Source organism: Patescibacteria group bacterium, from assembly GCA_028715115.1.
Taxonomy (GTDB): Bacteria; Patescibacteriota; Patescibacteriia; order UBA2591; family UBA4787; genus JAQUSN01.
In genome coordinates this window covers 204000-224463 of sequence record JAQUSN010000002.1, presented here as the reverse complement: position 1 = coordinate 224463, position 20464 = coordinate 204000, and the positions used below count along the sequence as shown (strand labels likewise).

General features: G+C 38.4%; 15 protein-coding genes. 12 read left to right on the top strand and 3 right to left on the bottom strand.

Features of this window, described 5'->3' with window-relative positions:
* Window positions 1–780 precede the first annotated feature (780 nt).
* The gene (locus tag PHV78_03680; protein MDD5396325.1) at window positions 781–3021 is read left to right on the top strand and encodes a hypothetical protein; all 2241 of its coding nucleotides are present in this window, start codon (window positions 781–783) and stop codon (window positions 3019–3021) included.
* Between the two features lie 32 nt (window positions 3022–3053).
* The gene (locus PHV78_03675; protein ID MDD5396324.1) at window positions 3054–3431 is read left to right on the top strand and encodes a DUF805 domain-containing protein; all 378 of its coding nucleotides are present in this window, start codon (window positions 3054–3056) and stop codon (window positions 3429–3431) included.
* Window positions 3432–3604: 173 nt separating this feature from the next.
* Here the strand turns inward: PHV78_03675 and PHV78_03670 are convergent, their stop codons facing one another.
* Entirely contained in the window at window positions 3605–3781 is a 177-nt protein-coding gene (locus PHV78_03670) for a hypothetical protein (GenBank protein ID MDD5396323.1), read from the bottom strand.
* A gap of 215 nt (window positions 3782–3996) precedes the next feature.
* Here PHV78_03670 and PHV78_03665 point away from each other — a divergent pair, with 215 nt between their 5' ends.
* Window positions 3997–4623, top strand: coding sequence for a hypothetical protein (locus tag PHV78_03665; GenBank protein MDD5396322.1), 627 nt, complete (start codon window positions 3997–3999; stop codon window positions 4621–4623).
* Window positions 4624–4694: 71 nt separating this feature from the next.
* On the opposite strand, the gene PHV78_03660 is transcribed toward PHV78_03665, so the two are convergent.
* Entirely contained in the window at window positions 4695–4964 is a 270-nt protein-coding gene (locus PHV78_03660) for a hypothetical protein (protein MDD5396321.1), read from the bottom strand.
* Between the two features lie 74 nt (window positions 4965–5038).
* Here PHV78_03660 and PHV78_03655 point away from each other — a divergent pair, with 74 nt between their 5' ends.
* Window positions 5039–5815, top strand: a complete 777-nt coding sequence (locus tag PHV78_03655; protein MDD5396320.1) for an undecaprenyl-diphosphate phosphatase — start codon at window positions 5039–5041, stop codon at window positions 5813–5815.
* Between the two features lie 55 nt (window positions 5816–5870).
* Here PHV78_03655 and PHV78_03650 read toward each other — a convergent pair whose 3' ends face one another.
* Window positions 5871–6488, bottom strand: coding sequence for a DedA family protein (locus tag PHV78_03650; protein ID MDD5396319.1), 618 nt, complete (start codon window positions 6486–6488; stop codon window positions 5871–5873).
* A gap of 55 nt (window positions 6489–6543) precedes the next feature.
* Between PHV78_03650 and PHV78_03645 the strand changes: the two genes are divergently transcribed.
* From PHV78_03645 to PHV78_03610, 8 genes are all read left to right on the top strand, one after another.
* Window positions 6544–7020: a hypothetical protein gene (locus PHV78_03645; protein MDD5396318.1), complete on the top strand. Its 477-nt coding sequence runs from the start codon at window positions 6544–6546 to the stop codon at window positions 7018–7020.
* 446 nt (window positions 7021–7466) lie between these two features.
* A complete protein-coding gene (locus tag PHV78_03640; protein ID MDD5396317.1) occupies window positions 7467–7685 on the top strand; it encodes a DUF167 domain-containing protein in 219 nt (72 codons plus the stop codon).
* 15 nt (window positions 7686–7700) lie between these two features.
* Window positions 7701–10361: a pyruvate, phosphate dikinase gene (gene ppdK / locus PHV78_03635; GenBank protein MDD5396316.1), complete on the top strand. Its 2661-nt coding sequence runs from the start codon at window positions 7701–7703 to the stop codon at window positions 10359–10361.
* Window positions 10362–10714: 353 nt separating this feature from the next.
* Complete coding sequence (gene polX, locus PHV78_03630) at window positions 10715–12424, top strand: DNA polymerase/3'-5' exonuclease PolX (protein ID MDD5396315.1); 1710 nt, start codon at window positions 10715–10717, stop codon at window positions 12422–12424.
* Complete coding sequence (locus tag PHV78_03625; GenBank protein ID MDD5396314.1) at window positions 12421–13902, top strand: glycosyltransferase family 2 protein; 1482 nt, start codon at window positions 12421–12423, stop codon at window positions 13900–13902. Before polX ends, PHV78_03625 begins: the two co-directional genes overlap by 4 nt.
* A gap of 33 nt (window positions 13903–13935) precedes the next feature.
* Complete coding sequence (locus tag PHV78_03620; protein MDD5396313.1) at window positions 13936–15513, top strand: cohesin domain-containing protein; 1578 nt, start codon at window positions 13936–13938, stop codon at window positions 15511–15513.
* 20 nt (window positions 15514–15533) lie between these two features.
* Complete coding sequence (locus tag PHV78_03615; protein MDD5396312.1) at window positions 15534–20027, top strand: hypothetical protein; 4494 nt, start codon at window positions 15534–15536, stop codon at window positions 20025–20027.
* A gap of 38 nt (window positions 20028–20065) precedes the next feature.
* Window positions 20066–20464 (top strand): hypothetical protein (locus PHV78_03610; protein ID MDD5396311.1); only part of this gene is annotated, 399 nt, incomplete at its 3' end.

Sequence of the window (20464 nt, the reverse complement as noted above, 5' to 3'; positions counted from 1 at the left end):
AAAAGAGAATAAACTCTCCATATTTATATTATTTATTTTTTCGTTTTTTGTCAAGCCACGCTATAATATAAAAGAAAAGGAGCGCCACAGGACGCTCCTTCAGGGATGTATTCGCCGGTTCGAACCATCCCCTAATTGTGGGACTAGTGCGGGTTTTACCCGCACCTGGCTGGTTCTTAGACGAATCCGCTCATTATTCCTCCATGGATCGACCGGTTCGGGCCGGCCCGGGTCCGCGATCAGTCGCCGCTCGCGCAGTACAGGGTGTGCATCAACGTAAGATCGGGCTTCAGCTTCTTCATGTAGCTCCTTTTTAGACCCTCGATCAATGAATATAGATTAGCATATTTTATAATTTTGTCAAGAGTAAATTATTGAATAGATGCGCAAATGCTCTTATTTTAATGCATATATTTGTGTTTGTGGATAAACCTGCCTTGACAATTAATGATATAATTATATATTTAATATACAGGAGGACCTCTAAAGCGTCCTCTTGTATTATAAGCAATAGAAGCGTTTTATACTCTGTTAATCATATTTTAATAATATTTAAAATATGACAGTAGATAGCGCTTTGAATGCTGACAAAATGTAGACAAAAAGGCAGCGCTTGTCCTGGTTTTTTATAATCGAAACGGAGGCTGGACGGTGTTGCACTATAATTTGGAACCGAGAAATAAATGAGCCTTTTATTATTTAGGGTCATCTTTTATTTATACAAAAAATAATTTAAGCATTTAATCTTAATATCTAAACAAGTAAAATAAAAACGTTTTTATGAAAAACATTCTATTAAAACTCATTAATCACAAACACAAGGGTAAAGTTTTTCTGATTAGTTTAATGATAATGATATCGTCGGTTATGTCTTTTGATTATGTTTCAGCCGAAGAATTATTAGCCGATATCTTTAGCTCCAATGCATCTACTACATCCACGGACGTTATTTTATCGGCTCCTAATAATTCTGATAATGAATTAGCTTCAATCAAAATCGTAAAAGTGGTTATTAATGACGATGGCGGCGTTTCTCAGGTTGATGACTTTTCTCTTTATGTTGGCGAAACCCAGGTTGTTAGCGGTGAAACAAATAATTTTCCAGTAGGGACTTACCTTGTTTCTGAACAAGGCCCGAGCGGTTATACGGCAACTTTTAGCGGTGATTGCGACTCAAATGGCAATATATTATTAAAAGCAGGCGAATCAAAGGTTTGTACTATTACTAATGACGATAGTCCAATAAATTTATTTTTAGCTCCATTATCTTTGGCTCCTGTTTTGTCTACGTGTGGTGACGGAGTAAAAGATGATGGCGAAGAATGCGATGACCATAATAATATTAACGGAGATGGATGTTCTGCTACGTGTGAATTAGAACAATTAACTTGTCCAGATATAGTTGGTAGCGGTTGGTATGGCGAGTATTTTAATTATTCTATTCACCACAAGGACATGAATTTGCCTCCTTCTAAATGGCCCGACCGGACGCATGGCGATCCGTTGAGTTATGTGGATCCGTGGACTGCTGATTGGTATGATCAATCTTATTTTAGATTTTCAAGAATAGACAGCTCGGTAGATTTTGGTAAAAACTTTTTTCCTTTCGATATGGCAGCAGAAGAAATTTATTACGGCCATGATTTTCATTTAGGAGTGACTTGGGCTGGTGTAGCCTCTATCGAAACAGAAGCTGACTATTATTATGATTTAGGTTCTGATGATGACTCTTGGGTTTATATAGACGGAGTCTTGGCTATAGATAACGGAGGGGTTCATAGTGAAACACATAAATACGGATTTGTACATTTAACCGCTGGCCCTCATCTTATTCAAATATTTTTTGCCGAGAGACATGTAGATAAATCTGTTTTTACATTTAAGTTTACTGATGAACCAATAAAAATTACTCCATATTCGCCAGACTGCGCTGCGCTTACGGTTACCAAGGTGGTTATTAATGACGATGGCGGTACCTCTCAAGTTAGCGACTTTTCTCTTTATGTTGGCGAAACTCAGGTTGTTAGCGGTGAAACAAATAATTTTCCAGTAGGGACTTACCTTGTTTCTGAACAAGGCCCGAGTGGTTATACGGCAACTTTTAGCGGAGATTGTGATGCTGATGGTGTTATTACTTTAGCTATCGGTGACAACAAAAGTTGTACCATTACTAATAACGATATCCAGGCAGCTCCGCCGCCCACGCCAATAGATGGCGGTTGGTCGGATTGGAGTGCTTGTTCTGTAAGTTGCGGTGGTGGGACCAAAACAAGAACTTGCACTAATCCTGCGCCGGCTAATGGCGGAAAAAATTGCGAAGGTGATTCAAGTCTAGTTTGTAATACACAATCTTGCGGAGGAGGTGGAGGAGGAGGTGGTGGTGGTGTGCCACTAGTAATTTATAATGAAAAACTAGTTTCACGTTCAGAAAGTAGTGCTGCGTTTACTTGGTATACTAATCTTTTGGCAACAAGCTATATTATTTATTCTCAAGAGAATGAGCCACATCTTCTTGATTTAAGTCAGGTTTCAGATAATCCGCCAAAACTTGGGTATGTCTACGCCACCCCTGAATATAATGTTAGTCCGGCTGTTCTTTTCCATTCAGTGTCATTATATAATTTATTACCTTCAACTGTTTATTGTTATAGAGTTGTTTCTCGCAGTCCCATAACTGTTAGCCCAGAATATTGTTTTACTACTTTAGGTGAAGAAATTATTCAACCCGTAATTATTCCGCCAGTTATTCCAACCCCAGCGCCAGTTCCGACTCCGACCCCGACCATACCAGAGGAGATTGTTCCTTTACCATCAACCCCGCCAACAGAAATTACGCCATTGCCCATTTCTGGTTTGACCGGCAGCTCTGGTTCTCTTTGGAGTTCTTTCTTACGTAAATTTGGTGTCGCCAGCATAGGTTCAGTAGCACAACCAATTATTGGCAATATTACTGTTACGGGTTTTGTGAATACTCGACTAGCTCCCGTTTGGCAAAACATTATTCATGGTTTTAGAAAATAATAAAATATCTTAATCTGTAAAAATAAAAATTTATGAAATATTACCTAATGGTCATTAGGAATTATCTGGGTTTTAGCGGTCGCGCGAGCAGAAAGGAGTATTGGAATTTTGTTCTGTGGAATTTTATTATCGGTGTTTTGCTCGGCATCATCGCAGCTATAATAGGCGATAAAGATAGAATAATTAATCTTTTGTATGGTTTAGCAGTGTTAACGCCGAGTTTAGCGGTGGGTGCGCGCAGGCTTCATGATATTAATTTTAGCGGTTGGTGGCTGCTTCTTGGCTTGATTCCTTTTATCGGAGCTATTATTTTAGCTATCTTTGCTTTAAAAAATAGTCAACCTGGCGATAATAAGTATGGTTCAAGCCCAAAAGTAGCATTAATAACAACAGAGAATAAGGCAGATTAATAGAGAGATTTTAAAGATATAAAAAGACGAGCAAGAACACTCGTCTTTTTATATAAAAAACAAGGCGAGAACAATCTCGTCTTTTTGTATAAAAGCAAAGGCCCACCTACGAGTGGCTCCTTTACAGAACCGACCTGTTGAGGTGGACCTAGAACAAGTCCTCCGTGGTTGGTTTAAGAGGCTCTACCCTTTGCCTCTTCTTCTTTCTTCGCCCGTCTTGTGTCCAGCATTGCCGCTATGAACAGTCCCGGGATTGCCAGTATCACCGTTATACCCAGCAGGATGAATCCGCAGTAGATCGGACCAGCGGGGTCATTGAGCAATTCGCCGATGCTTCCGAATCCGAACATTTATAGGCCTCCTTGGTTATGATATAAATATAGCATATTTTTACCCTTTTGTCAACATAGCAATTAAAAATGAAGGCGGGAATGTAAGAAAGCATCCCCCTGCCTGGGAGGGATAAATTATTTAAAAATCAATGAAATTTTATCCACTTTTGATATCTTACATTGTATTTATTTTTATTATATAATATATATAGTTAATTTGTAATAAAAATCATATGAATAAAGTAAGAAAACTACCGATTCTATTAATTTTAGCGGCGTTTTTTGTTTTCTTCTCGGTATCTAATATAAGTTTTGCCGTATCGCAAAATCAGAATAATAACGCGGGTAAAATTAATCCAAAGACTTTTAATAATTCAGGAAGCGCCATCCCGACAACCTCAGCCACTCCGACTGTGCCTGTGGTAAACAATGGGCAAATTACGGCCGAAGCCCACAGAAGCGCAGTGGCAAATTTTGTCCAAAATCTTTTACAAACCGCCGATAGAAACGGGGGAATTGGTCAGCAGGTTAGGATTATCGCACAGCAGCAAAGCGATTCAGTCACTTCTACTGCTGCGACTATTAAGAAAATTCAAGATAGGAATAAAATAAAAACATTTTTAATCGGTAGTGATTATAAAAATCTTGGCGCCTTAAGGAGTGATATTGTTCAGACTAGAAATAGGTTAGATCAACTAAATAGACTAATAGACAGTACTAATTCAACCGCTACTAAAACAACCATTCAGGAGCAGATTAATACTTTAGAGCAAGAACAAACGCAACTTAATAATTTTGTTAAAACTCAAGAAAATAAATTTAGCTTATTTGGCTGGTTGGTAAAATTATTTACTAAGTAGACTTAATTTATAAGAGAATAAAAATAAGGGGCCCTGACTTATCGGTCAGGGCCCTTGTTGCTGGGTCGCATTTACACCTCCACGGGTTCGTAGTGTTCTCTTAGGGATTTTTCGGGCAGCCAGAAGGAGAGAACGTCTTTTCTGGCCTGGTCATCTGCGTCGCATTCGCAGATATGCGCCAAGTGCAGGGACTGGTCGTGTGGCGTTTCGTCCTCCTTAAGTCTCACGACGCGAGTTGGCCAGCCGGTCATAACCGACGTATCTCTGCGCTTAAAAACGGTCGCCTTGGCCGTTACAGACATCATTGCTCCTTTTCTTGCTTGCGGTGAATGATACGGCATATTAATTATATTATTTTATGCGCTTATGTCAATATTAGTTGACAATTTTAATAATCTCGATAACCTAATTATATATGAATTTATTTCATTCAATCATTTTGGGTCTTATTGAAGGTCTAACTGAATTTTTGCCGATTTCATCAACCGGTCATTTGATTTTAGCTTCATATATCTTAAAAATTAGCCAGCCAGATTTCATTAAAAGCTTTGAAATTATCATTCAATTGGGAGCAATTTTGGCCGTAGTCGTGCTGTATTGGAAGAAATTTTTATTAAACTGGCAGGTACTCAAAAAAATCATTATCGCTTTTATTCCCACGGCGATTATCGGCTTAATTTTTTATAAGATCGTTAAGCAATTTTTATTAGGCAATAATTTGGTAGTTGTTTTAGCGCTCTTTATTGGTGGTATATTTATTATCATTTTCGAATTTTTGTATCGCGAAAAACAAGGAGCGACTGAAGATATTGAAAAAATTTCTAATAAGCAGGCGATAGCCTTGGGTATTTGCCAATCAATCGCTATTATCCCCGGCGTTTCCCGTTCTGCCGCGACAATTATCGGCGGCCTAGGCATGGGATTAAAACGAAAAACCATTGTCGAATTTTCGTTTTTATTGGCTGTGCCGACCATGCTGGCTGCGACAGGCCTGGATCTGTATAAAAGCGCGAATGCGTTTTTGGTCGATCAAATCTGGTATTTATTAATAGGCTTTATTGTTTCGTTTGTCGTGGCCGTTGTCAGTATAAAGTTTTTATTAAGTTTTATTCAAAAAAATAATTTTATAGCTTTCGGAATATATCGCATTTTAATCGCCACAATCTTCGCGATCTTTATTTTGAATCTATAAAAAATTTAAGGTAAAATAAAAATATGGACTAATTTCAGTCCATATTTTTTTATTATTAAGATTTATTATGTTTGATGTGCCGCCAAATATAAAGGGCGATAAAAAGCACTACCAAAATCGCAATAATCAGATTAAACTCATGTAGCTTTACGTTAATTAATTCCCAATTATTTTGCAATTTAACGCCTAACCAAGTAAATAAAATTGACCATAAAGCTGCGCCGATAAAGGTATAGAACGAAAACTGAAAAACATTCATTTTTGCCACTCCGGCAGGAAAAGAGATGTATGTTCTAACAATCGGCAGGCAGCGGCCTATAAAGACGGTTAATTTGCCGCGTTTTTTAAACCAATTGTCAGCTACATCTAGGTCGTGTTTTGAAATTAATATATATTTACCAAATTTTTCAACTAAGGGCCGTCCACCCTTAATACTAATCCAGTAGGCGAGAAGCGAACCGGAAAGATTGCCCAATGTTCCCAAAAAAATAACTAACCAAAAATTTAATTTCCCCGTCGCCACTAAAAACCCCGAGAAGGGCATAATTATTTCGGAAGGAATTAAAAATCCGCAGCTTTCGAGCAGCATTAATAAATATATGCCGGCATAACCGATTGAGCTAATGACCTGGATAATGATATTGGCTAAAAAAGTTATAAGAGTAGCGATCATAGATTTATACTTTAGCGCTTTTTACAAATTTGTCAAAGAATGCTATACTAAATAAATGATTATCAATAATAAATCAAAATTAAAAAAGATTATTAGTCGTTACCAATCTCGCGGCCAAAAGGTTTTGATAAAGAAGGGCGTCTTTGATATCGTGCATCCGGGTTATCTATATTTAATTAAGATGTTGAGAAAGAGAGCCGAGGTAATAATTATTTTAACGCAATCTGATAAGCTTACCAAGTTTAAAAAAGGATCAAGCAGGCCAATTAATAATCAAAAAGACAGAACATTAGTGATTGATAGTATAAAGGGCGTTGATTATACTTTTGCCGATAAATCAAATTCAAAAGCCGAATCAGTGGCGCTATTAAGATTTTTAAAACCGGATTATGTGGCCATGACCGTCGATGAAGCTAAAAGCCCGAAAGAATATGGCCGTGGTCCTTGGAAGCTTTTAAAATTTTCGGAGATTAAAAAATCAACCTATTCCACGACGCGATTGATTGATAAGATTTCAAATAAATATCACTGATTAATATATATTTATTTTAACCTTAAATGTTAACAAGTATTTGTTGACATTTTTTATTTTATATAATATAAAATAACTATGGCTACACTCTACATAGATATTGCAGAAGTGGTGTGTACGCATACAGGACTCCCGAATAAGGGATATGCCAATGCCGGCAGAAGAGACAGTAAGCTTTGCCCGCGTTGCTTCAACACGGGAGTCGAGTGTCAATCGGTAGTTCGTGTTAATCACCAGGTTGTAATTACACGAAGCTGCGCTGAGTGTAAAATCTGGTGGGTCACGATTGCTGGCGACAATGGTAATGGTCATCATGAAAGGAGGCACAAACATCATCCACAATTTCGGCCGCGAAGCAAACGCCACTAAGAATGGAGGCGCGTTTCTAAAATTATATTGACAAGTATGGAATATATACTAAAATATATTTTTATTTTATTAGGATTATGAAAATACTGGTAAAAGTTAAGCCCGGCGTGAAAAAAAATGAAGTTATGAAAATAGGCGAATGCGAATATGTGGTTTTTACCAATGCGCCGGCTAAACAAGGCAAAGCCAATCAAGCGGTTATAAAATTATTAAGCGAATATTTTAAAATTCCAGCATCAAGGATATCTATTGCAATCGGTCATAAAACTAAAAGTAAAATTATAGAAATTAATTAAGTAATATATTATAAAATGGCAAAAAAAAGAACGCAGAAATTGGTTTATTATTTTGGCGATCGTGAAACTGAAGGTAATATAACAATGAAAGACACGTTGGGAGGCAAGGGCGCGGGGTTAGCTGATATGGCCAAGGCTGGAGTACCGGTGCCGCCTGGTTTTACGATTACTACCGAGGTTTGTAATTATTTTTATGATCATAATAATAAATTACCATCTGAACTGGACAAACAAATAAAATCTGCGCTTAAAAAAATAGAAAAAAGCGTTAATAAAAAATTAGGCGATAGTAAAAACCCGTTATTGGTTTCAGTCCGCAGTGGCGCTAGATTTTCTATGCCCGGCATGATGGATACGATTTTGAATTTGGGTTTGAATGATGAGAATGTGGTAAATCTAATCAAAACCACGAAAAATCCTCGATTTGTTTATGATACTTATCGCCGGTTTATTCAAATGTTCGGTAATGTGGTTTTGGGAATAGCCAAAGAACAATTCGAAGAAATCCTTACAGAAATAAAAGAAAAAAGGAATATTAAATACGACTTTGATTTAAGGGAAGATGATTTAAAAGAGATAATCAGTCAGTATAAAAAATTAATCAGAGAAATTACTAAACATGATTTACCGGTCGATGCGTATCAGCAATTAAAAATGGCGCGCGATGCCGTATTTAAAAGTTGGAACAATCCTCGGGCGCAGACTTATCGCCGTTTAAATAAAATATCCGATGATTTAGGAACGGCCGTTAATATTCAGGTTATGGTTTTTGGAAATATGGGCAACGATTGCGCAACCGGCGTCGGTTTTACAAGAAATCCGGCTACGGGCGAAAATCAATTTTATGGAGAATATTTAATTAATGCCCAGGGCGAAGATGTGGTGGCGGGAGTTAGAACGCCACAGCCAATCGCCAGTTTAGCCAAAGATATGCCGCTGGTATATAGGCAACTAAAAACAATTACTAAGCGTTTAGAAAAACATTATAAAGACGTGCAGGACTTTGAATTTACGGTAGAAAAAAATAAACTGTATATTCTACAAACTCGTACTGGTAAAAGAACAGCGCGAGCGGCCATAAAAAATGCCGTTGATATGGTAAAAGAAAAAATGATTTCCAAAGAGGTGGCTATTTTACGCGTTGAGCCGGAGCAAATTAATCAATTATTACATCCAATCTTAGATCCAAAAATTAAATCGCAAGCTATTGGACGAGGTTTGCCGGCTTCACCAGGGGCGGCAGTCGGTCATGTTGTGTTTAGTTCCGAAGAGGCAACAGCCTTAGGCGTAGATAAACCGGTAATTTTGGTGCGTACCGAAACTTGCCCCGATGATATTCACGGTATGGAAGTGGCGCAAGGAGTGTTAACCGCCAGAGGCGGTATGACCAGTCATGCGGCCGTAGTGGCCAGGGGCATGGGCCGTTGTTGCGTGGTGGGTTGTGAAGAACTGAAAGTCGATGAAAAAAATAAAAAATTTCATTTAGGTAAAAATATCGTTAATGAAGGTGATTGGCTGACGCTTGATGGCAATACCGGTCAAATTATTTTGGGAAAAGTGGCTACTGTGCAACCAACTTTAAGCGGAGAATTTGGTCAATTAATGAAATGGGTTGATGAAATTAAGCAATTAAAGGTACGAGCCAATGCCGATATGCCGCGCGATGCTAAAATGGCGCGAATATTTGGCGCTGAAGGCATTGGGCTCTGCCGAACCGAACATATGTTTTTTGACAAAGATAGACTGCCGTACATACAGGAGATGATTATTGCCGATACCGAAGAAACCAGACGAGCGGCTTTAAATAAATTATTGCCATTTCAAAAAGAAGATTTCAAGGAATTATTCAAAGAGATGAGAGGTTATCCGGTGACGGTTCGCACCCTTGATCCGCCGCTTCATGAATTTTTGCCAAAGGATCAAAAAGAAGCCAAAGAGTTATCGGAAAAAATAAAAATTTCCGAAGAAAAGATTTGGGCAAAGGCGCAAGAGCTTCACGAATTTAATCCGATGCTTGGTCATCGCGGCTGCCGGCTCGGCATCACCTACCCGGAAATTACCGAGATGCAAGTTCGGGCTATTATTTCTGCAGCCTGTGAATTAAAAAAAGAAAATATTAAGGTTGTTCCGGAAATAATGATTCCATTGGTCGGTAATGTTAACGAGCTTAAAAATCAAAAAGACGTGGTTAAAAAAATCGCCGCCGAAGTTATGAAGCAATATAAAACTAAGATTGAATATTTGGTTGGCACCATGATTGAAGTCCCGCGAGCCGCGGTAACAGCCGATCAAATTGCCCAAGAAGCGGATTTTTTCTCTTTTGGTACTAATGATTTAACGCAAATGGGGATGGGTTTTTCACGCGACGATTCAGGTAAGTTTATAAAGGTTTATTTAAATAAAAAAATTATTGCAGCCGATCCGTTTCAATCTTTAGATCAGGAGGGAATAGGGCAATTGGTAAAAATTGGCATTAATAAGGGACGAAGCGTAAAGAAAGGTTTAAAAATTGGAATTTGTGGCGAGCATGGGGGCGATTCAGCTAGCATAGGGTTTTGTTATGAAGCAGGTATGAATTATGTCAGCTGTTCTCCATATCGCGTACCGATTGCCAGAATTGCCGCGGCGCAGGCGGTGGTTAAAAGAAAATTAAAAATAGAGCATACATCTAAGTAAGTTGTTTCTATATAAAGAGGCCATACGAAGAGGCCTTTTTATATTTAGATAAAACAACAGGGCGGGTTGAGAACACCCGCCCTTTGGCCTGGACTAACAGCCCACATTGAAGAGTAGTCCAGCTGCTGTTATAGCCAAAACGATCACGTTTCTGATGGTGTCAAGAATCTCCGCGAGAAACTCCAAGGGACTCATCTTTCTGTTCATTCTTCAACCTCCAGATAAATATATATTATCATTTTATTAATTTTTGTCAACCTCTCGCATCTTCAAGAAATGCTTAATAATGATGAATTATAATTAAAACAAACTTGTTATATAAGTAGTTTCTATGTATAATAGAACGTATTACTATGGACAATATTGAAATAGCAAAAATTTTTAATGAAATTGCCGACGTTTTAGAATTAAAAAACGCTAATCCTTTTAGAGCTAATGCTTATCGGCAAGCTGCTTTATCTATCGAATCTTTACCACAAGACATCAAAGATATTTATCAAGACGATAAATTAAAAGAAATTCCCGGGATCGGCGAAAAAATCGCTCAACATATTAAAGATTTAATTACAAAAGGCCATTCAGTGGAACTGGATAGAATTATAAACAGCCTGCCGCGCGGTTTAGTTGAGCTGTTGCGAATAAACGGACTTGGCCCCAAAAAAGTAAAATTCATTTATAAAAAATTCAAAGTTAAATCTATATCTGACCTTAAAAAGTTATTAAATAGTCATAAATTGGAAAGCCAAAGGGGCTGGGGCGAGAAAACAGTCAATAATATAAAAGAGGGCTTGGGTCTGTATGAAAAATTTTCCCAGCGATTACCCTTAGGCCAAGTTGATGATTTAGTTCAAAAAATACTTCATGAACTTAAAAAAAATTACATTATCGATAGGGCAGAAATCGCCGGCAGTTTTCGGCGCAGCAAAGAAACGGTGGGCGATTTAGATTTTTTGGCTACCAGCAAAAGGCCACAGCAGGCCATCAACTTCTTTTGCCAATTGCCGGAAGTCAAAAACATTCTCTCTTCCGGACCAACCAAGGCCAATGTTTTTTTAAAGAGAGGATTGGAAGCAGACCTTAGGGTGGTCGAGCCAGATTCGTTCGGCGCGGCATTATATTATTTTACCGGTTCAAAAGCTCATAATATTGCTACTAGAAAAATTGGTATTAGTAAGGGCTTAAAAATTAACGAATATGGAATTTATAAACGCGGGGGGCGAAAAATTGGCGGTCGCGAAGAAATGGATGTTTTTAAGGCCATTGATTTACCCTGGATTCCTCCGGAAATAAGGGAAAATACCGGTGAAATCGAAGCGGCCAGAAAAAGCGCTTTGCCAAAATTAATAACTCAAAAAGATATTAAAGGAGATTTACATGTTCATTCAATTTGGTCAGAGGGAGCGCAAACTATTTTAGAGATGGCGCAAGCGGCCAAAAAATTTGGTTATAAATATATTGCCATCACCGATCATGATGCGACCATAGGCATTACGCACGGTTTAACGGCAGACAGAGTGATAAAGCAATTGAAAGAAATAAAAAAAGCGAATAAGTCTCTCAAAGATTTTAAAATTTTATCGGGAATTGAAATTGACATTCACAAAGATGGATCATTGAGTTTGCCTGATAAGGTTTTGTCTATGCTAGACGTAGTTGTGGCTTCGGTGCACAGTTATTTTAAACAACCAAGGGCGGAAATGACGAAGAGAATTGTTAATGCTGTCAGAAACGTTAACGTCGATATTATTGCTCATCCTACCACGAGGTTAATTAATCGGCGCGAACCGATTAATGTAGATTTGGAAGAAATTTATCGTGAAGCGAAAAAAAATAAAACTATTTTAGAAATTAATTCACAGTGGAATAGGTTAGATTTAAACGATGTAAACGCTCGCACGGCCAAAAGCTTTGGCGTTAAATTTGCCATCTCTACTGATTCGCATTATATATCTGAATTACAAAACATAAAATTTGGCGTAGCCATAGCGCGCCGCGGCTGGATAGAGAAAAAAGACGTCGTTAATTCAATGTCATTAAATAATTTATTAAAATCCCTAAAATGAAAACAGCTCGATATAGATTTTACGAAATGATCCCCGGCTTTGTTATTTGGTTTATTTTCTTGGGAGCCATTATTCTTTCATTTGTAAAGCCCATCTGGGCAATATATTGGATTATTATTTATGATTTATATTGGGTTTTAAGGATTATATATTTGTTGATATTCTTATTAATTTCTTGGCATCGATTTAAAATAACCACTAAGATAAATTGGTTTGATAAATTAACCCTGGAATTGCCCGGTTGGGAGAAGATTTATCATTTGATAATGCTGCCATCTAGTGTTGAAGGTCTTGATGTGGTTAAACAAGGCTTTGAATCACTCTTAAAGACTAATTATCCTAAGGAAAAATTCATAGTCGTTTTAACCGGCGAAGAAAGGAAAAAACATATTTTCGAACCGGTAGCCAAGGCTATTGGCGAAAAATATGGCGATAAGTTTTTTAAATTATTGATTACTACACATCCAAAAGACTTGCCCGATGAAATACCGGGCAAGGGTTCGAATACTAATTGGGCCGGTCATCAGGTTAAAAAAATAATTGATGAAATTGGAATTCCATATGAGAATATTATCGTTTCCTGTTTTGACGTTGACACATCAGTGCACAAAGAATATTTTAGTTATTTAACTTATCGGTATTTGACCGATCCAGATCCGACGCACACCAGTTATCAGCCTATCGCTATTTATAATAACAATATCTGGGATTCACCGGCATTAACCAGGGTGGTAGCGCGCGGAACGACCTTTTGGCTTTTTACTGAATTAGCAAAACCAAATATCAATTTTACTTTTGCATCTCACAGTATGCCGTTTAAAGCGCTGGTTGATGTTGGCTTTTGGCCCAAGGATATGGTCAGCGAAGATTCAAGAACTTCTTTGATGTGTTTAAATTATTATAATGGTAATTATAAAGTTGTTCCTTTGTACATGCCGGTTTCGATGGATACGGTTTATAGTGGAAGTTTTTGGAAATCCATGGTTAGCCAATACAAACAAATGAGACGTTGGGGATATGGGATAGAAAATGTTCCATGGATGATAGAAAATTTTGGTAAAAACAAAAAAATGCCGTGGCAAAAAAAGATTTTACCTTTCTTTAGTCAGTTTGAAGGGTCAATTTCTTGGGCCACGGTTTCGATTTTAATTTTAATGTTGGGGTCCCTACCGATTTGGGTGGCCAAGTTGCATAATATTTCTGACAGCATCGTCTTAAATGCTCCGTTTATTTTAGAGTGGCTGATGAATGTTGCCTTGGTCGGCATGATTACGTCGGCTGTTTTTAGCACTATTCTTTTGCCGCCGCGGCCGTCGCATCATAAATCATATAAATATTTATTTATGATTTTACAGTGGCTATTATTTCCTATTACTATGTTGATATTTGGCTCGATTCCAGCCACCGAGGCCATAACCAGACTGATGCTTGGGAAATATTTGGGCTTTTATATCACAGAGAAGAAGAGAATTGCTTGACCCTTAAACATAGATAGTGTTATAATATTAATGATGAATATTATACAGTGTTTTTCCCGGAAAACGTATAAAATAGCGTTTCTTTTTGGCGCATCTATATTTATTTTTGGTGCGTTTATCATTGCTAACGCTCAAGGACCACAGGCAAAATTATATTTTACTCCAGCCAGCGGGTCTTATGAAATTGGAAAAACATTTTCTATAAGATTGGCCGTAGAGAGTAAGACACAAGCGATTAATTTAGTTCAGGGCGATTTGAATTTTTCCAACAATTTAGAAGTAACATCAATTTCTAAGGACGGCAGTATCGTTTCTTTTTGGTTTGATGAACCGAAGTTTTCAAATTCTACCGATACAGTCTCGTTTTCTGGCGGCATACCAAATCCTGGCTATACAGGCACCGGCAGAGTTTTGACCATTAACTTCAGAGCCAAGACGGCCGGTTCTGCATATTTAAGAATTTCATCTGCTCAAGTTTTAGCCAACGACGGGGAAGGAACTAATATTTTGTCTAGTAGCGGGAGCGCTAATTTGACCATATATGATTCTGGTTTGCCCAAGCCGGTTCCCGAAAAAAATATTACTCCTCCGGCTGGTTTGCAATTAAAAATTTCTTCTACGACGCACCCAGATCAACAAAAATGGTATAATCTTAAAAATTTGTCGCTCAGCTGGGTATGGCAACAGGGAATTACAGATTTCAGTTATGTTTTAGATAAAAATAGCGAGACCACGCCAGATAATACCGGCGAAGGCTTGAGCACATCCGTTTCCTATAAGGATATCAAAGATGACGTTTGGTATTTTCACATAAAATCAAAATTAAACGGCCAATGGTCTAAGGTTTTTCACTATAAAGTTCAAGTCGATACTGGTTTGCCGGTTATTTTAAGTGTTGAGTTTTTGCCCCAACGAGAATATTATCAGCCAGACCCAACCATTAAGGTTACTGGTCAGGATCAGTTGTCTGGAATCGGCTCCTTGGAAGTAAAAATTGATAGTGGTGATTTTGTTAAATCAAGTAATGTTCAGGAATATAAGGTTCCACCGCAAAACTCAGGAAGCCACATTGCTACTATTAGATTATGCGATCAAGCCTTAAACTGCGCCGAGAAAATAGAAAACTTTATTATTAACGCTTTACCGGCGCCTAAAATAGTTCGCTATACCAAGGCAATACTTTTTTCTTCTTATCCTGATACTTTGGTTTTTGAAGGCACTAGTATTCCGCAAACAGAAGTCACATTATTTTTTAATCACGAAACTGGCAAACAATTTACCGCCACAACTCATACTGGCGATTCGGGAGATTGGACTTTGGTTTATAAAGAAATGTTGCCAGTTGGCAATTATACTGCCATGGCCATCGCGTCTTTAAATGAGCAAAAAAGTCCACCTACCAACAAGGTTGATTTTAGGGTTTTTCGTACAGGCATACAAATAGGCAGCTGGGTGGTTCTTCCCGAAGCGGCTGTTTGGTCAATTATTTTATTCTTAATTTGTTTAATAGCTATCTTGGTGGTTATAATTTTATTCTTAAACAAAAGATTTATAAAATTAAATAAATCAGTTAATAATAACTTGAACAACAAAATCATTTTTCCCAAGTAAAAGTCAGAATACGATAAATTATGTCGATAATTAAAAAGCATTATTTAAAAATATTTATTATTAGCGCCATAGTCCTGTGCGGATGGGCGAGTTGTTATTCTAAAACTTCTAATCTCGGCAATGTTATTAATATTTTTCCTTCGTCATTTAATGGAGATTGGCAGAATAAAGAAGCGGCGGTAAATCAGGATCTGGATGGGGTCGCCACTTTAGAAAATTTTAATAACGAAAACTCCGCTTCACCGTTTGTGGTTAATTCTCCGAATGCCGTTGATTCTTCAGATGTTCAGCCGTTGACTATGATTTTTAAAAAATTATTTAGTTTCTTCAGACCGTCATCTGTGGTGGCCGAAGAATCTAATATCCCAGATTCAGTACTACCAATTGCTGAAAATTTAATTATAGTTGGCGAGAACAGCACATCTACGCCGGCTAATGTCAGTTCTACTTCGCCGATAATAGATGAAGTAGTGGAAGCACCGCCGGTGCTCGAAGAAACATCTCCGATTTTAAACGGAGAAAAAACCCTAGAACTATCAAATTTTGATTTAGGCAATCAATTTGCCAATAAAATCCTAAACAATCTTCAATTAAGGTTTTCTTTTGCTGGTAAAACAACCAATATCGGACAAATACAAATTGATTATTTTTACCAAAATTCATGGCAGAATGCAGGTAAATTAAATTTAGAATCAAATCAAGAAATTTCCAACGCCACTAATGGTGGCTATTTTCTTTATGCTTTGCCGGCGGCAAGCGATTTTCAGTTTCTTCAAGATTTTAAAATAAGATTTATTTATTTATACCCCACTGATTCAGGAGAGCCTCAAGATAAAATTTTTATTGATTCAGCTTGGTTAGAACTAAATTATGACATCGCGCCAAAAATTGATATCAGCATAACGGGCAATAAAAACTTTTTAGCCAATGAAAATCCGGAATTTACTTTATCCGGCATTAGCGAAGAAAATATCCTCGATAAAATAAAAGGGCTCTTTGGCCAAGATAAAGTAAAGACAATTTTAATTGATCCGGACCATCATGAAGAAAAAAATCGCGTCACAGTTAATAATAATAAAATCATTGTTTTAAAAAGTGAACAAAATAATTTTAAGCCCGGCTTATATAAATTGTTTGTCCAACTTAATGAGCAAGGACAGATTGTCCAAAAAGAAATAGATTTTCGGTGGGGCGTACTGGCAATCAATAGTGATCAGTCAATCTATATGTCGAACGAAAAGGCCTATTTGCAAATGGCTGTTTTGACCGACTCTGGCCGGACGATTTGCAATGGTCATTTGCGCTTAGAAATTCAAGATCCACAATTAAACACGCAAACTTTTACTACCGAAGACGACTCAATTCAATATAGCGATACGTGCGGTCCTAATAACGTAACCGATTATCCTGATTATTTTACCTATTATTCGACCAAAAGCTCTGGTGAATATAAGATGAAATTGGTTAACCTCGATAATGGCTATGAAATCAACGATACTTTTGAAGTTAAAAATTCTTCGGCCTTTAAGGTAGAAAGAGTCGGAGCGATCAGAATCAATCCTTTTTATTCCACTTATGTCATGCACCTTAATCTTACCGCCAAAAGTGATTTTAATGGAAATATTATTGAACAGGTTCCAGAAGACTTTGTGATTACCGGGCAAGAGGGGATGGACGTTGAATTTAATAACGGATTTAAAAATATTATTTGGTCAAAAAAAATAGCGGCCAACGAAACCATCAATCTTTTTTATGAATATCAGGCGCCGAAAATTAGCCCGCAGTTTTATTTATTAGGGCCTTTAAAAATTTATGATCGTAATAATTTAGTTTTTTCTGAAACTAGAAAGTGGCAAATCGCGGCTGACGCGACTAATATGCTTCTTTTCTGGGCTGGTAGCGGCGGCAGTTGTTCTGGCGCTGGCGCGCCGCCATCTGGCTGGACCTTGGTGAGTGACGGATCTTTTACGGCAACTTTTCCGCGCGGTGATGAAACCTATGGGTCCAATGAGGGTGGTTCGGCGGATCATACTCATTCGGCCACCGCCACTTCAGATAAATCAAACAACTCTACGACTAAATCTGGTGGTGGAGGTTCTTATCCTGATTATAATCATACTCACAGCGTTACAATAAACAGTGTTAATGTTTCTAATAGTTTGCCCTTATACAAGGATCTTTGTGTGATCAAACTTTCGGCTGGCGGTATTCCTAGTGGTTCGACAGCTATTCCGCAAAATACCATTACTATTTTTGACGCTGCCCCGCCAGCTGGTTGGAGCGATTATTCCTCCACTTTTGGCACTTATTTTATTCGCGGTAATACTACGCCCGGCGGGTCTGCTGGCAGCAACACCCATGCCTCAGGTAGCCCAACAGGTCACCTTATCTCTGGCACCCTCGAGGCCGTCGGCGGTTTTATAAAAGCTAATCAAAATGGATCATTAATTTCTACCGATACTCATACCCACACTCTTAGCGTGTATACAACCGACACACCAAACATTGAGCCATTATCACAAAATGTTTATTTAGGACAAAAAACAAGTAGTAATGGTCCTTTGGTTACAGGAATGATTGTGATGTTTGATGGCGATCCTGGCTTAGAATGGGACATTAAATCTGACGGGAGTGATGATTTTGCTACTAAATATATTAAAGTAACAGGCACTTATGGTAATAATAGCACTGGAAGCACTATCCATTCTCATAGTCAAATTATTACAACTTCTGGCACTAATACCGAGACCACCGCAACAGGTTCTGGAGCATCCGGTATTACTTCTCACAGCCATTCAGTAACTGTTACTATTCAGGATGGAACAAACAAAAATTTACCTCCTTATACCGACGTAGTGATTGGTAAATATATCGGTAATGCTCTTCCGGCCTTTACCTCTGACGCCACCTGTGGCGGCTCGTATCCGTGCGAAAATCCGGCTTCCTATTCCAGTTCGCCAACCAACGAAGGCTCAACCGTTACTTTTTATGGTACGGCTACTGATGGCAATAGTGATCAATGGAAATTATTAGTCTGTAAAACCGACGGCACCTCTGGCACTGATTGTGATGGCGGCGCTTCTGACCGTTGGTGCGTTTCGGTTAGCGCTGTCAATTCTGGCACGCAGAATTCTTGCGCTTATACTACCCAAGATAGCGATGGTAGTTCTAATATTTGGTACGCTTATGGTTGCGATGCGACCGGTTGTACGGCCACTGGTAATCAAGGAACTGGCAATTCTGGTTCGCCGTTTGACACCAATCATGATCCGTCGTTTAGTTTGTTTAGCGATAACTCGCCGATTAATCCCGACGGTGTGGTAACTTTTTCTACCACGGCCAGCGATTCTGACACCAGTAGCACGGTTACGCTATATGTTTGTAAAACAAATTCTTTTACTGCGCCGGCAACTTGTAATGGGGGAGAGTGGTGCCACAGTTCAGCCGGTGCTTCTAATCCGAGTTGTCAATACGATGATAGTGATAATATTTTTCAAGATAAAAATTGGGATTCTTATGGCTATATTGTTGACGATCACGGATTTGTTTCTTCAACCGGTGGCGCGCAAGGAACTAATTCCACCCTTGTTGTCAATAATGTTTCGCCGTCAATTACCGCTTCTTCAATTGCATTAACTGACAGTGATGGTAGCGGTAATTTAATTCCCAAAACAGAGCAAGCTGAGACTTCTGGTTTTTACGTTAACTTTGTCGTAACCGACATGAACAGCTGCCTTAACGTTTCTTCTGGCGATGAAATTACTTCAGCTATTGTTAATATTTACCGCGGAACTGCTCCGAGTAATCCGGGTCCGACTTCTTGCGACATTAGCGGTGAATATAATGCTAACCATTGTTATCCCGATGCTTATGCTTCTTGGAATCCAAGTTGTGTTAAAGTTGGCACTTGCGGCGGCTCAGGTGATTCAACCATTGAATGGCGCTGTACTTTCCCGTTGCAATATCACGTTGACCCGACCGTGGCTGATAGCCAATATCCAAATGATGAATGGTATGCAGCAGTTCAGGCAACCGACGATAATTCAGCCAGCTCAAGCTTAACTGAAGACGATGATGGTAATGAAATGGACATGTTTTTAAGCATGGATTTGCATACCACTACGATTGGATACTCAACCTTGGCCCCTGGCGGTACTAGCGCCGGCCAAGCTACTACCATTGAAGCCACTGGCAACGTTGGTTTGGATGAAAATTTGTCTGGCACGAAGCTTTGTAACGATTATCCAACCTGTGCCGACAGCGATGATATTGACATTGGTCAGCAAAAATATCATTTAACTACTCAAGATTTTGACTGGGATAGCGGTGGCGGCGTAGCTTTATCTGATACTCCGACCGAAGCCGAAAACAATTGCCCAAAAACTACGATTACCGGTACTCCGGCTACTGATAATACTTATTGGAAATTAAGAGTGCCTTCAGGTCAGGCGAGTGATGAATATACCGGTAGTAATACCATTACTGCTAAAACCGGCGAATCAGTGGACTGGTAATAATTTTGGTTTAGTTTAATCCTGGATTTATCGGCAACATGATTAAAAAATTACTATTACTAACATTTGTTATTTCGTGTTTATTGATTAACGTAAATGTTGTTCATGCTGGTTTTGGTATAGCCCCGCCTTATGTTAATAATGACAACTTACTTCGAGGTTCCACCTATAAAGCAGACATCTTATTGATTAGAGGTGAAGCGCCCGAAGCTTTAAATGCCGAAGTTTCGATCAATGTGCCGGGCGCCGAAGACTGGATATCCGTTGATAAGGGAAATAATTTTATTTTGCCAGTCGGCAAAGAGCAAATTCCAATCATTGTAATTGTGAAAGTTCCCAATGACGCATCTTTTGGCGACTATAAAGGTAATATAAGAATCAAAACGTCGCCTATTAATCCAGACAAGGGTAAGGTTAATATTGCTTTAGGCGCGCAA